General features: G+C 64.1%; 15 protein-coding genes. 6 read left to right on the forward strand and 9 right to left on the reverse strand.

The genetic code is table 11. From position 1 onward, the window contains the following. Positions 1-3 precede the first annotated feature (3 nt). Genes AC1RLZ_RS05105 through AC1RLZ_RS05120 form a run of 4 tightly spaced genes read right to left on the reverse strand, consistent with a single transcriptional unit; the run spans position 4 to position 6,838 of the window. Entirely contained in the window at positions 4-2,067 is a 2,064-nt protein-coding gene (locus tag AC1RLZ_RS05105) for a hypothetical protein (RefSeq protein WP_493187733.1), read from the reverse strand. Positions 2,068-2,076: 9 nt separating this feature from the next. Further along, entirely contained in the window at positions 2,077-4,890 is a 2,814-nt protein-coding gene (locus tag AC1RLZ_RS05110; protein ID WP_493187996.1) for a DUF4159 domain-containing protein, read from the reverse strand. Next, entirely contained in the window at positions 4,890-5,834 is a 945-nt protein-coding gene (locus tag AC1RLZ_RS05115; protein ID WP_493187734.1) for a DUF58 domain-containing protein, read from the reverse strand. The genes AC1RLZ_RS05110 and AC1RLZ_RS05115 overlap by 1 nt, the downstream gene beginning before the upstream one ends. After that, the gene (locus AC1RLZ_RS05120; RefSeq protein ID WP_493187735.1) at positions 5,834-6,838 is read right to left on the reverse strand and encodes an AAA family ATPase; all 1,005 of its coding nucleotides are present in this window, start codon (positions 6,836-6,838) and stop codon (positions 5,834-5,836) included. Before AC1RLZ_RS05120 ends, AC1RLZ_RS05115 begins: the two co-directional genes overlap by 1 nt. Before the next feature lie 247 nt (positions 6,839-7,085). Between AC1RLZ_RS05120 and AC1RLZ_RS05125 the strand changes: the two genes are divergently transcribed. The 5 genes from AC1RLZ_RS05125 to AC1RLZ_RS05145 are packed head-to-tail and all read left to right on the forward strand — an operon-like array spanning position 7,086 to position 10,786. Further along, positions 7,086-7,697: a DUF1285 domain-containing protein gene (locus tag AC1RLZ_RS05125; protein ID WP_493187997.1), complete on the forward strand. Its 612-nt coding sequence runs from the start codon at positions 7,086-7,088 to the stop codon at positions 7,695-7,697. 35 nt (positions 7,698-7,732) lie between these two features. After that, the gene (locus AC1RLZ_RS05130; protein WP_493187998.1) at positions 7,733-8,398 is read left to right on the forward strand and encodes a CoA pyrophosphatase; all 666 of its coding nucleotides are present in this window, start codon (positions 7,733-7,735) and stop codon (positions 8,396-8,398) included. Beyond that, complete coding sequence (locus tag AC1RLZ_RS05135; RefSeq protein ID WP_493187736.1) at positions 8,395-8,658, forward strand: DUF6111 family protein; 264 nt, start codon at positions 8,395-8,397, stop codon at positions 8,656-8,658. Before AC1RLZ_RS05130 ends, AC1RLZ_RS05135 begins: the two co-directional genes overlap by 4 nt. Further along, a complete protein-coding gene (locus AC1RLZ_RS05140; protein WP_493187737.1) occupies positions 8,655-9,908 on the forward strand; it encodes a CCA tRNA nucleotidyltransferase in 1,254 nt (417 codons plus the stop codon). Before AC1RLZ_RS05135 ends, AC1RLZ_RS05140 begins: the two co-directional genes overlap by 4 nt. 14 nt (positions 9,909-9,922) lie before the next feature. Then, on the forward strand, positions 9,923-10,786 hold the full coding sequence (locus AC1RLZ_RS05145; RefSeq protein WP_493187738.1) for a serine hydrolase domain-containing protein: 864 nt from the start codon (positions 9,923-9,925) through the stop codon (positions 10,784-10,786). Positions 10,787-10,833: 47 nt separating this feature from the next. Here AC1RLZ_RS05145 and AC1RLZ_RS05150 read toward each other — a convergent pair whose 3' ends face one another. From AC1RLZ_RS05150 to queE, 4 genes are all read right to left on the reverse strand, one after another. Further along, positions 10,834-11,085 (reverse strand): YodC family protein, encoded by a 252-nt coding sequence (locus tag AC1RLZ_RS05150; protein ID WP_371421760.1) that lies wholly within the window; start codon positions 11,083-11,085, stop codon positions 10,834-10,836. An 82-nt stretch (positions 11,086-11,167) separates the two neighbouring features. Further along, positions 11,168-11,890, reverse strand: coding sequence for an aspartate/glutamate racemase family protein (locus AC1RLZ_RS05155; RefSeq protein ID WP_493187739.1), 723 nt, complete (start codon positions 11,888-11,890; stop codon positions 11,168-11,170). A 67-nt stretch (positions 11,891-11,957) separates the two neighbouring features. Next, positions 11,958-12,323 (reverse strand): 6-pyruvoyl trahydropterin synthase family protein, encoded by a 366-nt coding sequence (locus AC1RLZ_RS05160; RefSeq protein ID WP_493187740.1) that lies wholly within the window; start codon positions 12,321-12,323, stop codon positions 11,958-11,960. Positions 12,324-12,354: 31 nt separating this feature from the next. Then, the gene (gene queE, locus AC1RLZ_RS05165) at positions 12,355-12,987 is read right to left on the reverse strand and encodes a 7-carboxy-7-deazaguanine synthase (protein WP_493187741.1); all 633 of its coding nucleotides are present in this window, start codon (positions 12,985-12,987) and stop codon (positions 12,355-12,357) included. 191 nt (positions 12,988-13,178) lie between these two features. Here queE and AC1RLZ_RS05170 point away from each other — a divergent pair, with 191 nt between their 5' ends. Next, positions 13,179-13,721: a hypothetical protein gene (locus AC1RLZ_RS05170; RefSeq protein WP_493187742.1), complete on the forward strand. Its 543-nt coding sequence runs from the start codon at positions 13,179-13,181 to the stop codon at positions 13,719-13,721. Here the strand turns inward: AC1RLZ_RS05170 and AC1RLZ_RS05175 are convergent, their stop codons facing one another. Next, positions 13,722-14,171 (reverse strand): tRNA (cytidine(34)-2'-O)-methyltransferase, encoded by a 450-nt coding sequence (locus AC1RLZ_RS05175; protein WP_493187743.1) that lies wholly within the window; start codon positions 14,169-14,171, stop codon positions 13,722-13,724. It lies immediately after the preceding gene. Positions 14,172-14,216 lie beyond the last annotated feature (45 nt).

Genomic DNA, 14,216 nt, shown 5'->3' on the forward strand with positions numbered 1-14,216 from the left:
GTATTACCGGCTCTCCCGGAGCCACGTCGCAGCGAATGCGCCGAGCAGCAGCAACAGCCCGATCAGGCCGGCAAACATCGGCAGAACGCCGACGCCGCGGACCACATTGGCATCGCGCATGTGCACGCCCATCCAGCCGTCGCCGCGGAACACCGTCGACGAGCGCACCGGAACGATACGCGGCAACTCGACGCCCGAGCCTTCATTGATGCGGCGGGCATCGCCGCCGCTGGCCTGTGCCAGCGGCTTCAGCATCTCGGTGGTCGAGGTGACTTCCGAAAATTCCTTCGGGTTGATCGGGCCGACATTGATCAGCGCCTTCAACGTGCCGTCGGTGGCCTGCCACAGGCCGAGCTCATCGGCCGGCGTGGTCGCGCGCCACAGGCCGGGCTCGCCGGCCGATAGCGTCAGTTCGCGGGTCTTGCCGGATGGAGAGGTGACGGTCACCGGCTGCACCGTATCGCCCATGGTCTGGCGCTGCACGACGAGATCCTTGCCCTGGCTCTGCAGCTTCAGCGCTTCCTCGTCGAGGTCCGGCTGCTTCATCAGCCAATGCGACATGCGGCGAAGCAGATCGAGATGCGGGCCGCCGCCTTCATAGCCTCGCGCCCACAGCCAGATATGATCCGACAGCAGCAGGGCGACGCGGCCTTCGCCGGAGCGCGAGAGCAGCAGCAGCGGCTGGCCATCGGCGCCGGTCATGACGGGCGGCGTGGTGGTGTTGCGGGTCTCGACAGTGCGGAAGAAGCGGCTCCATTTCGGCGGCTCGGAATTGGAGCCTTCAAGACCGCGTGTCACCGGGTGGCGCTTACCGATATCGCTGAGATGCGCATAGAACGGCTTCTCGCTGACCCCGACGGGTTCGGCGGGCAGCACCGAATCCAGCGGCGTGCGCCAGATCGAGGTGTTCGATGCGTAATCGGGACCGGCTGAGACCAGCACCGCGCCGCCGGCGCGGACATAGCGTGCGATATTGTCGAAATAGGCGATCGGCAGCACGCCCTGGCGGGCATAGCGATCGAAGATGATCAGCTGGAATTCGTGAATCTTCTGCTGAAACAGTTCGCGGGTCGGAAACGCAATCAGCGACAGCTCGTTGATCGGCGTGCCGTCCTGCTTCTCCGGCGGACGCAGGATCGTGAAGTGGACAAGGTCGATCGAGGCGTCGGACTTCAGCAGGTTGCGCCATGTGCGTTCGCCGGAATGCGGCTCGCCGGAGACCAGGAGCACGCGGAGCTTGTCGCGAACGCCGTCGATGGCGATCACCGCGCGGTTGTTGACCAGCGTGAGTTCGTTGTCGAGCGGCGAGGCCTCGATCTCGACGATGTTCGGGCCGGCATGTTTGATGTCGATATCGATACTGACGGTCTGGCCCGACAGCACCGTGCGTTCGCTCAGCGTATCGCCGTCGCGGCGGATGGCGACGCGGGCGCGCTCGCCGGTGGCGCCCTGATCGTCCAGGCGAAACGTGACGCGTTGTGACTGGCCGACAATGCCGAAGCGCGGGGCGGCGGTGATGGCAATGCGGCGATCACGCTCGTCTTTGCGGCCGGTGATCAGCGCATGCATCGGTGCATTGAAGCCGAGGCCGGCGAGGTTGGCCGGAATGTCGTGGACACGGCCATCGGTGATCAGGAACGCGCCGGCGACGCGATCGGTCGGGACATCGGAGAGCGCGGAGGACAGCGCGCCGAATAATTTGGTGCCGTCGGTCTCACCATCCGCCTGTCCGGCTTCGACGACACGGACCTCGAGGCCTTTGACCTGCTTCAGCCGGTCGATGAGCTGCTTCTGTGCTTCCTCGGTCTCTTTCGTGCGCTCGCCGAAACTCTGGCTCGGGCTCTTGTCGATGACGACAGCGGCCACCGAGGACAGCGGCTCTCGCTCCTCGCGAGTGAAGGATGGATTGGCGAGCGCCAGCAGGATCAGCGCCAATGCGGCCACACGCACGGCAGCGCCGCGCGCGCGGCCAAACAACAGCAGCGCAGCGATCGCCACGATGGCGGCGAGGCCGATCCACAGCACGATGGTCGGGACGAGAGGCGTAAACGCGATGCCGTATTGCATGTCGCGCTCCTATTGTCCGAGACGTTCGATGAGCGCCGGCGCGTGCACCTGGTCGGCCTTGTAGTTGCCGGTCAGCGTATACATCACGATGTTGACGCCGGCGCGGAATGCGAATTCGCGCTGGCGCGGTTCGCCGGGTGTCAGCGGCAGCATCGGCTGGCCGTCGGGGCGCATCGCCCAGGCACCGGCGAGATCGTTCGAGGTGATGATGATAGGCGACACACCGTCACCGCCGCGGGCCGGACGCGAGGCAGCGTCGTCGCCGTCGTCGCGCGGCAGCGTCTCGACCCAGGTCGGGCCGGAATTGAAACGGCCGGGGAAGTCGCGCAGCAGATAGAAGGTCTTGGTCAGCACGTGTTCGCGCGGCACCGGCTCGAGCTCGGGCACATCGAGCGAGGAGAGGATGTTGCGCAGCGTCAGCATGCCCGGCGTCTGCGATTCGCCATTCGGTCCGGGCGGCGCTTCGATGGCATCGCGGGTGTCGAACAGCACCGTGCCGCCTTGTTTCATGTAAGCGTCAATGCGGTTGATGGCATCCTGCGGCGGCTTGGCGGCGCCGGGAATGATCGGCCAGTAGATCAGCGGGAAGAACGACAATTCGTCGCGCGATGGGTCGACGCCGACCGGCTCGCCGGCTTCCAGCGCTGTGCGCTGTGCGAGGAACAGCGTCAGCCCGGTCATGCCCGATTTCACGATCGAGTCGACATCGGCATTCCCGGTGACGACGTAAGCGAGCCGAGTCTGCGACACTGCTTTGACAGCGAAATCGTCGCTGGCCCGATCGGCACGCGATGGCGCCGGTGCACCCATCACGGTGCCGAGCGCGAGCGCCACGGCAAGGACGGTCGAGACGGCGCGGCGCCGGAACATCGACGCGATGGCGCCGCCGAGCAGTGCGACGATGATCGCGTCCACCAGAAACAGGGCCAGAGCAGTGGAGAGCAGGATGCCACGGAGGTCGCGCGGTTCGGCATTGGTATAGCTGGCGCGGTTGGCCTTCAGGCCTGAGAAATCGATCGGGCCGATGCGATCGGCTGATGCCAGCGCATTCACCGCCAGCGGACCATCGGCAGGACCATAGAAGCCCGGCGGGTGGTCGAGCGTGGCACGGTCACGATAGTCAGCGGCGAGCGGCTTGGCCGTCGATGGTGGCGGGGTGAAGGTACCGAAGCCGTCCAGCGTACGCAGCGGCGCAACCGTCTCTGCGCCGGTCTCGCCGGCAACACCTGCGCCGGGCGTGGACGTGTAGCCGGAGATATCGACGACCCTGCGCAGCATCTCGACGAAGGTGCCAGACAACGGCAGGTCCGACCAGCGCATATCGGCGCTGACATGGAATAGCGTCACAAGACCTTTGCCACGGCGCTCGCCTGTGACCAGCGGTGTGCCGTCGACCAGCGAGGCCCAGCTCTTCGAGGCCAGTGCTGCATTCGGCTCGGCCAGCACCTGACGGTTCACGGTAACGTCTTTCGGCACAGGGAGGCCGGCGAATGGGCCATCGGCGGCGAAGGACGCCAGATGTTGCGGCTTCTCCCAAGTCAGGCTGCCGCCGAGGCTACGGTCGCCGCGGCGCAGTTTCACCGGGACGAGATCGTCATCGCCCTGCGCGAGGCGCGGGCCGGCGAAGCGTACGAGTACACCGCCCGCATCGATCCAGGCATTCAGACGCTCGCGGATTTCCGGCGACAGCGTGCCGACATCGGCCAGCACGATCATCGGTAGTTTCTGGTCGAGGAATTGCGTGATTGCCTGCTGCGGCGCGCCGCGATCGCCGAGCCGTATATCGGCGAATGGCGCGAGTGCGCGGGTCAGATAGAAGGTCGAGGCCAGCAGTGGCTGCGCGGTGTCGCTGGTGGCGCCTGAGACGATGCCGATGGCGCGGCGGCGCCAGCGCTTGTCGAGCAGTTGCACGGCTCCGGCCGAGCGCTCCCCGGTGATTTCGAGTCTTGCGATGTCGTTGCGCAGTTCGACCGGCAGATCGAAAGAGGCCTCGGTCTCGCGATGATTCGGCGTGAACAGGAACTTGGCCTCGCCGACCGGCGATCCCTTCTGGTCGAGGCCGCGCACCACGCCCCCATCGGGGCCGCCGCTATTGGCGCGCAGTACCTTCACGGTCATCTTGGCCGCAGCATTTTCTGCTGCCACCAGCGCATGGGCCGGCGTGGCGCCGCCGTCATAGATGGTCAGCGTGCGGTCGCCGATGGTCTTTCCAAGGCCCTGCGCGAATTCCGCACCGCGGCCGGTGTCGACGCCGTCCGAGAGCCAGACGATTTCGCTGTCGCCGGTGGCTTTCAGGAAGCGCTCCAGCGCCGGCAGCGTATCGACGCGGTCGATCGCGTAAGGTTTCGGCGAGAGCTGGCGCAGTGCGACGCGCGCAGTGCCGCCGGGCAGCATTGTGATGTCGCGGTTCGGCTCCGACAGCGGAACAAGGGCCACGCCGCGGCGATTGCTGTCGGCATTGGCGATCAGCTCGTCTGCGGCCTTGACGCGTGCATCCCAGCTCGCCGCAGCACTCCAGCCGTCATCGAGCAGGATGGTCAGCGGTGCGTTACTGCCGGCGGTGCCGGTTTGCGGATTCCAGATTGGGCCGGCGGCGGCGAAGATGATGAGCGCCGCAGCCAGCAGGCGCAGCAGCGTCAGCCACCATGGCGAGCGCGACGGGGTCTCTTCCTTGGGCGTGATGTCGAACAACAAACGTGTCGGCGGAAATGCGATGCGCTGCGGACGCGGCGGCATCACGCGCAGCAGCCACCACAGCACGGGAAGACTGATCAGGCCGAGCAGCAGCAGCGGTTGGGCGAAGGCGAGCGGGAAGCCACCGATCATGTTGAACGTCCTGCCTTGACCATGACGCCGCCGCCAGCAGATTTGTTGACCATCATGCCGCCATGCAGGAACAGCAGCAGCTCAGCCGCCGAGCGGCTGGTGGTGTGTGTCGAGAACAGCCAGCCGAGCTTGCCCGTCTCGGCGCGGATTTCCTCGCGATGCGCGGCGACTCGTGCCACATAATCCTCGGTCCAGGTCTGTGCACGGCCGGCGGTGATGACATTGCCGCTTTCCGGCTCGACGAATTCGACGCGGCCGGAATAAGGAAAGCTTTCTTCCGCGGGATCGACGATCTGCACCAGCGCGCCATGCGCGCCGGACGATGACAGACCAGCGAGCATCTCCTTGATCTCCTGCATTGGCGACCAGAAGTCGCCGAGCACCACGATCTCGGCCAGCGCCGACGGCACGAAGGATGGCGGCAGGCTGGCGCGGTTGGTGGTGTCGTGCAGCATCGCCTGCGCCATCTTGTCGATGACGCTGCGGCTGGAGGTCGGATTCATCAGGCCGGGCACGCCGACACGCTCGCCGCCGGCGACCAGCAATTCGGCTAGCGCGAAGGTGACGATCAGCGCGCGTTCGAGCTTGCTGTCGCGCGCGCCCTTGGAGGCAAAGGCCATCGACAGCGAACGGTCCGGCCACAGCCAGACAGTGTGTGCGGCTTCCCATTCCTGCTCGCGGACATACAAATGGTCGTCGCGCGCCGAACGGCGCCAGTCCACATTCTGCGACGGCTCGCCGGAGACGAAACGACGATACTGCCAGAAGCTTTCGCCATGGCCGGCGCGGCGCCGGCCATGCAGGCCATGGATGACGGTCGCAGCAATGCGCCGGGCCTCCAGCACCAGACGCGGCAGCGATGCAGCAAGCGTACGGCTTTCGCCATCGGCGCGGCGGACTGCGATGATCTCCTGCGTGGCGTGATCCGGCACTACGGCCATCAACCGATCCGCGATTTGAGCTGACGGATCACATCGGCGACCGTGCGGCCTTCGGCACGCGCCGTGAAGGTCAGCGCCATACGATGCTTCAGGATCGGTTCGGCGAGGTCGAGTACGTCGTCGATCGAGGGCGCGAGGCGGCCATCGAGCAACGCGCGCGCACGCACTGCCAGCATCAGCGATTGCGAGGCGCGCGGGCCGGGACCCCATGCGATGAGCTTGCTGGCGTCGCCGGCGTCCGGTCCCGGACGCGCGGAGCGCACCAGTGTCAGGATCGCTTCGACGACGCTGTCGCCGACCGGCAGGCGGCGCACCAGCCGTTGTGCTGTGATCAGCGTGTCGGCAGTCACTGCGGCCTTGGCGATGGTTTCCTCGGCACCGGTGGTTTCAAACAGGATGCGGCGCTCGGCATCGCGATCCGGATAATCGACGTCGATTTCCATCAGGAAGCGATCGAGCTGCGCTTCGGGCAGCGGATAGGTGCCTTCCTGTTCCAGCGGGTTCTGCGTGGCCAGCACATGGAACGGCTTCGGCAGGTCGTGCCGCGCACCGGCCACGGTGATGTGCTGTTCCTGCATCGCCTGCAGCAGCGCGGATTGCGTGCGCGGGCTGGCGCGGTTGATTTCGTCGGCCATCAGGAGCTGCGCGAACACCGGCCCGGAGATGAAGCGGAACGAGCGCTTGCCGGCGACGCTCTCGTCCAGCACTTCGGCGCCCAGAATGTCTGATGGCATCAGGTCGGGGGTGAACTGGATGCGCTTGGCATCGAGGCCGAGCGTGACGCCCAGCGTTTCCACCAGCTTGGTCTTGGCGAGACCGGGGACGCCGATCAGCAGCGCATGGCCGCCGGAGAGGATCGTCACCAGTGTGTTTTCGACGACGCGTTCCTGGCCGAAGATGACAGTGGAGATCGCTTCCTTGGCAGCGCGCATCTGGCCGGCCACCTGTTCCGCGGAGCGGACAATCACGTCTTCGATTTTCTCGACACTGTCAGCGCCAGCCATCCATTGCTCCTTCGGGTGAACGGCGCCCGAAAGAACGCCGCTGCATTGTCGCCATGCCATCTTAGTATTTCATGGACCTGATGCTAAACTTAAGCGAAGGCCATGTATTTGTTGAATTAAACTATCCCCACAATATCGGGATGCGGGTATGAACTGCATCACGTTATGGCGAGTTGGATTGTCACATCACACGTTTCAATACGTGCACCAATCGTGCCAAATGGCAGTGGTAAAGTCAGGGCAAACAATGGCGAAGCAAGGGCAGATCGCAAATCAGGGGCTGGATGGCCTGACCACTGCGGCGCGCGATGCTGCAGGCGGCGGTAAAGCGGACAAGGGCCTGCCGCCCGTGCATCTGTGGAATCCGCCATTCTGCGGCGATCTCGACATGCGAATCGCCAGCGATGGTACGTGGTTCTATTTGGGCACGCCGATCGGCCGGCCCGCTTTGGTGCGGCTGTTCTCAACGATCCTGAAGCGTGAGGACGGCAAGCACTTTCTCGTGACCCCGGTAGAGAAGGTCGGCATCACCGTCGATGATGTTCCTTTTCTCGCTGTCGAGATGCTCAAGGAGCAGAACGCTGGCAGCAGGGTGTTGAAGTTTCGCACCAATGTCGACGATTGGGTGACGTGTGACAGCGAGCACCAGTTGCGATTCAAGATGGCCGGGGACGGCGGGCTGACGCCGTATCTGCATGTGCGTGGCGACTTGTGGGCCAAGGTGACGCGGGCGATCTATTACGATCTGGTTGACATGGGGGAGGAGCGAATGGTCGATGGTACCGCGATGTTCGGCATCGCCTCCGCGGGCGCGTTTTTCGCCATGGCCGATGCGGAGCAGGTCAGGGAAGCTACATAAGTGAGCCGATTGAAGTGAGCCGGGCCAATGAGCCGATGCTGAAGACCGACGCGGATGCCGCGGATATCGGTTCAGTTGAGTTTTTCAAGCGGGCGAAGGCACGCCTGAATTTCGATGTGCCCGAGGGGCTCACCGACGCCAGCATCATTCCCGTCACCGGCGATGCCGGCAACGACCGCATGATCCAGATCGTGGCGCAGGAGCGGCCGATCCGCCCGGCCGCGGTCCTGATCGGCATCGTCGAACACGAACAGCCGACCGTGCTGCTCACGCAGCGCTCCGCGCATCTCAACGATCATGCCGGACAGATCTCGTTTCCCGGTGGCAAGATCGATCCGAGCGATGCCTCGCCGCTGGACGCCGCGCTGCGCGAGGCCGAGGAGGAAGTCGGTCTCGATCGCTCCTTCGTCGAGCCGATCGGCTATCTCGATCTCTATGCGACCGGCTTCGGCTTTCGCATCCTGCCGACGCTGGCGCGGGTGAAGCCGGGCTTCGATCTGACGATCAACGAGAACGAAGTCGAAAGCGCCTTCGAGGTGCCGCTGGCGTTCCTGATGGACCCCGCCAATCATCAGCTGCACAGCAAGGAATTCCGGGGCATGGAACGGTCTTATTACGCGATGCCGTTCGCCGAACGTTATATCTGGGGTGCCACTGCAGGCATTCTGCGCGTGCTATATGAACGGATCGTGCTGACATGATCCGTCCGGTTCTGACCGAAGTCGGCATCTTTCTGATTCCGTTCGGGCTCTACGCGTTGTTTCTGTTCGCCACCAAGAACGGCGTGGCGTTGAAATCATCATGGCCGATGCCGGTGATGATCAAGCTCGCCATCGCCGCCTCCGTGCTGGTGATCGTGAGCCTCGTGCTGCTGGCGCAATTTTCCGGCGCGTCGCCGGGATCGACCTATGTCCCCGCGCATATCGAGAACGGCAAGCTCGTCCCCGGGGTTGAAAAATGAGCATGCGTAAACTGCACGACGCGCCGTGGCTCACGTCAGGACCGTCCGGGCAGGTGCTGGCGCTGCTTAATGGCAATGGCGAGGAAGCCCGCGTGGTCGGCGGCGCCGTGCGCAACGCTCTGATGAAATTGCCTGTGGGCGAAATCGATATAGCCACGACGGCCTTGCCCGACGAAGTGATCCGCCGTGCCAAGGCGGCTGGCATCAAGAGCGTGCCGACCGGCATCGAGCACGGCACGGTGACACTGGTGGTCGATGGCGCGCCGTTCGAGGTGACGACCTTGCGCGAAGACGTCGAGACCTTCGGCCGCAAGGCCAAGGTGGCGTTCGGGCGCGACTGGAAGCGCGATGCGGAGCGCCGCGACTTCACCATGAACGGCTTGTCGGCATCGATTGACGGTATGGTGCATGACCATGTCGGCGGTCTCGTCGATCTCGATGCACGGCGTGTCCGCTTTATCGGGGATCCCGACCGGCGCATTGCCGAAGACTATCTGCGCATTCTCCGCTTCTTCCGCATTCATGCCGCCTATGGCGCCGGGGCGCCGGATCGCGAAGGCTATCTCGCCAGCATTCGCGGCCGCGATGGCATTGCCGGACTGTCGGCCGAGCGCGTGCGGATGGAAATGACGAAGCTGCTAGTAGCCGATGGCGCCTTCGCGGCGGTGGATGCGATGGTCGATGCCGGCCTGATGCTGCGGATCGTGGGCGGTGTCACTTACAAGGGACCGTTCGCCGCAATGATCGCCATCGAGCAGGCGTTGGGGCTAAAACCGGATGCGATTCTGAGGCTTGGCGCGCTTGGCGTGGCCGTCACCGAAGACGCGCGTCGGCTTGCGCAAAAGCTGCGTCTATCCAATGACGAAACCAAGGCTCTGGATTCGATGGGCCATCGCTGGTGGCGGCTGAAGGGTATGGACGAATCCCACGCCCGGCGGCGACTCTATCGGCTCGGCGAAACCCGTTATCGCAACCGGATGATGCTGGCCTGGGCCCGCGCTGGCCGCGATGCCGACAGCGAGGCCTGGAAGGCGCTCGTGACCCTGCCGGAGCGGTGGACCCCGCCGGTCTTTCCGCTCAAGGCCGCCGACTTCATGGCGCGCGGCATCGCCAAGGGGCCGGCGCTCGGCCATGTGCTGGCGCTGGCGGAAGATGCCTGGCTCGCGCTGGATTTTCCGATGGAGGTCGATGTGATGACGGTGATCGCCGATCAGACCATCGCGCGGTTCAAGCACGACCATCAGCTCTAAGTCCCGACGGCACCATGAAGCATGTCATTCGCCCCGGTTCTGCCGATATCAGCGATGATGCCGACGTCGTTGTGCCGTGGTGGAGTTTCACCAAGACGCTGATTGCCGCCACGGCACTGACAATGGTGCGTGATGGTCAGTTCGCTCTGGATGATAGGCTGCCAGGCCAGACCTTCACGCTCCGCCATTTGCTGCAGCACCGCGCAGGTTTGGCGGATTATGGTTCATTTCCCGCCTATCATGCGGCGGTTGCCGCCAACGAGGATGCGTGGCCGGTCGACCGGCTGCTGCACTCAGTTTCCGTACTGCATGCCGGAATTGAACCGGGCCATTTCGCCTATTCGAATGTCGGCTATCTGCTCGTCCGGCGACATCTCGAATGCGTGAGCGGACTGACACTCGACCCGCTGATGCGGCACCGGTTGTTCGAACCGCTCGGCGTAGTCGGGCCGCGCATCGCCAGTCATCGTGTCGATCTCGCCGATGTGCGGATGGGTAATGCGCAGTCCTACGATCCGCGCTGGGTCTATCATGGGTTGGCGATCGGGAGATTGCGGGATGCCGCAACACTATTGCACCGGTTGATGACGACGGACTTGCTGCCTGCTGGCCTGCGCGACGAGATGTGTCACGGGATCGCAGTTGGCGATCCCGGCGCCGGGCGTCCGTGGCACCATGCAGCTTACGGCCTGGGCGTCATGACCGGAACCGCAGTCAACAGTTTGCGCGTGGTCGGGCATACTGGCGGAGGTCCGGGCAGCGGCATTGCCGTCTATCATTGTCCCGAACATGGACAAACAACCGCTGCGGTCTTCGCGATCGACGGTGCTGCAGGCAATATCGAGGCGGATGCGTTCAAACTCGGTCTGCAAAGATGAGCAACAAGCCGCCGCCGGACATTTGCGCCCGGCGGCGGATGGCCTGATCAGGCCACCTTGCTCTTGTGCTCTTCTTCTTCGTCGTCGTGTTCTTCAGCTTCGTCGTCTTCGCTCTCGTCTTCGTCGTCATGCGGGATGACGAGGGCGAGTTCGAGCACGGCACGCGGAAGGGTCTCGCGGAACAAATCGCCTTCCTCGCCCAGCCAGATGCATTCGATGTTGTCGCCGTCAACATCGGCCACGGTCAGCGGGCAACCGCCCGACTTCAGCATAACGACATCGCCTGATTTCAATTCCATGGTCGGCTCCCGAAAAATGTTTGACGCGCGCTGAGTCTAGCTCTGCGTCATGACAGGCCGAACACGGGGATGTTTCCACGAGCTATTTTTGTTGAAGCAGTTTTGTGAGTTCCGCGCCGAGACCGACACTCTCCAGCGCAGGCGGCGGGCTGCTGTCGAGACCTTTCGCTGCTGCGGCGATCACGGCACGCGTGCCGGTTTCGACGGAACACAAGACGGGTACCGGCACGTCGGCCTGGATACGAGACGCAAGGCCGGCCAGTGCCGCGCCGCCGAGGATCACGACCTCGGCACCATCCTGCGTGGCGCAATCGGTGCAAGCTTGGGCAAGTGCGGCCAGGGCTGCATCGGGATTTCGCGCGATCTCGCCGCCGGTCGGTGCGATGGTGCGGACTTTGGCAAGCTTGCCGGCCAAGCCAATGCTCCCGACGAATTCCCGGAGCATCGGTTCCCAGAGCGCGCCGCCGGTAACGATGGCGAAACGCCCGCGTCTGGAGGCCTCGATGCAGGACGCTTCGGCCATGCCGACCACGGGAACGTCCGCAATTTCGCGCAGCGCCAGCAAGCCAGGATCGCCGAAGCAGGCGAGATAGACCGCATCGCAGCCGGCGCCATGAGAAGCATAGGCGTCGAGCGCCGCATGGCCTGCGATGGCTGCAGAGGCGCGCGTCGAAATATAGCGGGCGCCGAACCGGCCGGTCACCGGCACAAAGGTCGCGGCATCACCGGCGATGACTTCGACATGCCGTTTGACCAGCGTGGTGACACTCTCGGTGGTGTTGGGATTGATCAGCAGGATGCGCACGTCATGCAACTTTCATGATGACCACGCATCCAATCATTACCCGCGCGAAAGAGCCAGCGTTGGTAACTCAGCCCTTCGGCCCGAAATACACGCAACTCTCGTTGCAACTGTCGCGAAACACGCCGACCCGGACCACCGGGCCCTTGTCGGCGACGCGGTCCCAGATGAAGCGCGAGAGATTTTCCAGCGTCGGAATGCCGATCGCTTCGATCTTGTTGAGAAACTTGTGGTCGAGCGTCTTGCGCAACTCGTCGAGTTGGAGGTCGAGCAGGCCGAGATCCATCACCATGCCGGTCACGGGATCGGGCACGCCGCGAATGGTCACTTCGGCACGGAAGGAGTGGCCATGAATTTCCTGGCTCACTTCACCGAGCGTGGTGTGAGACAGCGCATGCGCCGCCTCGAAGCGAAACGATTTGGTCAGTTCCCACATAGGAAGTCGTCGTCCTTAGAAGTTCGGGTCCTTAGCGGATCCCGAGTGTCTTGTGTGTCTGCACGCTCAGCCGCCATTGCGGGTGGCGCAGGCAGTAGTCCACTGCGTGGGCGGTATTGCTGACGGCGTCCGGCCCGTCCATCGGCTGCAATGAGAACCGCTCGAAGGTGAGGTTTTCGAACTTTTCCGGCATTGCTGCCGCCTGCGGATAGACCAGCTTCAATTCGTGCCCGCTGCGCACCACCAGTTCTGCGCCGGCCTTCGGACTGACGCAGATCCAGTCGATGCCTACGGGCGGCGCCACGGTGCCGTTGGTCTCGACGCCGATCTCGAAGCCACGATCATGCAGCGCATCGATCAGTTCGGCATCCACCTGCAGCAAAGGCTCCCCACCGGTCAGCACCACATAGCGGTTATCGGACGGTCCCACCCATTGCGCGGCGATGGTGTCGGCGAGCTTGTCGGCGGTGGGGTAGCGGCCGCCCAGCGTGCCGTCCATGCCGACGAAATCGGTGTCGCAAAACTGGCAGGTGGCCTCCGCGCGGTCCTGCTCCCGGCCGGTCCAGAGATTGCAGCCGGAAAACCTGCAGAATACGGACGCGCGGCCGGCATGGGCGCCTTCGCCCTGCAACGTCAGGAAAATCTCTTTGACCGCGTAACTCACTGTTTCAGCTCTCTAAACCGGCATGCCCGATCCGGCTCGGGCCACGTCTTGGTTCCATATGGGGTAAGCGGCGGCTCTTAGCACGGCTGGGCCGTGGATGTCCCGGCCGATCACCGACATGTCAATTGCGATGTCGGGCTGCTGCAGCCAAAGGTCGGCAACATCACGTCAGATTGTCGCACCTGGATACCATGCAGCCCTCGCTCGTCACATCCGGCAGTACTGCCGCCAACACGCGTACGTGCGGGACCTGCACCATGTGCTGCAAGGTCTATCGCATCGACGACCTCGCCAAGCCGGCCGGCAAGTGGTGCAAGCACTGCGCGATCGCGCAGGGTTGCAAGATTTACGACACCCGGCCGCAGCAGTGCCGCGCGTTCGATTGCGTCTGGATCCAGGACGACGAGATGCCGGAGTCCTGGAAGCCGGAAAACTCCAAAATCGTGTTTTCGGTCTATCCGACCACCGGCTTCATCTATGGCCAGGTCGATCCAGGCTCGCCTTTCGCCTGGCAGAAAGAGCCGATCTATTCCGGCGTGATCGCCTGGTCGGAGAAGCTGCTGGCCGAACGCCGCCACCTGCTGATCTTCGTCGGCGGCAATGCCACGCTGATCATGCCGACCGGGCCGGTGCCGATCGGTCCGATGTCGCCAGCGGATGGATTCATCATCCGCGAGACATTCACGGCAAAGGGCAAGGACTACATCGCCACACGCGTGCCGAGCGGGCGGTAGTCACCCGCGCACCTGCCGCAGCGCCTCTCCGAGCGCCATGGCCACGGTCATCGCCAGATTGATCGAGCGCAGATCCTGGCGCATCGGAATCACCAAATGCGTATCGGCCGCTGCTGCGACGTCGTCGGGCACGCCGGCGGATTCACGCCCGAACATCAGGATGTCATTGGGGTCATAGCGGTGTTCGAGATACGGTACCGCGCCCCTGGTGGTGAACAGCGCCAACCGATGACCGGCCTCACGGCGCCACTCTTCGAAATGCCGCCATGAATCGTGCCGGATGATCGACACCTGATCGAGATAGTCCATGCCCGCGCGGCGGAAGTGCCGATCCGAATTCGGGAAACCCGCAGGCTCGATGATATGCGCCTCAACGTCGAGGCAGGCGCAAAGCCGCAGGATGGTGCCGGTGTTCTGCGGGATGTCGGGCTGGTAGAGGGCGATACGCACGGCGGACTTTCTCCGGCCGCATCGCGATCGACGTGGCCCGATTCA

It is taken from the genome of Tardiphaga sp. GW822-FHT04G09 (genome assembly GCF_058800725.1).

What these genes read in the sequence shown, in the direction of transcription:
- AC1RLZ_RS05105 (WP_493187733.1), bottom strand. Translation starts at nt 2,067, where the DNA reads ATGCAATACGGCATCGCGTTTACGCCTCTCGTCCCGACCATCGTGCTG.
- AC1RLZ_RS05115 (WP_493187734.1), bottom strand. Translation starts at nt 5,834, where the DNA reads ATGGCCGTAGTGCCGGATCACGCCACGCAGGAGATCATCGCAGTCCGC.
- AC1RLZ_RS05120 (WP_493187735.1), bottom strand. Translation starts at nt 6,838, where the DNA reads ATGGCTGGCGCTGACAGTGTCGAGAAAATCGAAGACGTGATTGTCCGC.
- AC1RLZ_RS05125 (WP_493187997.1), top strand. Translation starts at nt 7,086, where the DNA reads ATGGCGAAGCAAGGGCAGATCGCAAATCAGGGGCTGGATGGCCTGACC.
- AC1RLZ_RS05130 (WP_493187998.1), top strand. Translation starts at nt 7,733, where the DNA reads ATGCTGAAGACCGACGCGGATGCCGCGGATATCGGTTCAGTTGAGTTT.
- AC1RLZ_RS05135 (WP_493187736.1), top strand. Translation starts at nt 8,395, where the DNA reads ATGATCCGTCCGGTTCTGACCGAAGTCGGCATCTTTCTGATTCCGTTC.
- AC1RLZ_RS05140 (WP_493187737.1), top strand. Translation starts at nt 8,655, where the DNA reads ATGAGCATGCGTAAACTGCACGACGCGCCGTGGCTCACGTCAGGACCG.
- AC1RLZ_RS05145 (WP_493187738.1), top strand. Translation starts at nt 9,923, where the DNA reads ATGAAGCATGTCATTCGCCCCGGTTCTGCCGATATCAGCGATGATGCC.
- AC1RLZ_RS05150 (WP_371421760.1), bottom strand. Translation starts at nt 11,085, where the DNA reads ATGGAATTGAAATCAGGCGATGTCGTTATGCTGAAGTCGGGCGGTTGC.
- AC1RLZ_RS05160 (WP_493187740.1), bottom strand. Translation starts at nt 12,323, where the DNA reads ATGTGGGAACTGACCAAATCGTTTCGCTTCGAGGCGGCGCATGCGCTG.
- AC1RLZ_RS05170 (WP_493187742.1), top strand. Translation starts at nt 13,179, where the DNA reads ATGCAGCCCTCGCTCGTCACATCCGGCAGTACTGCCGCCAACACGCGT.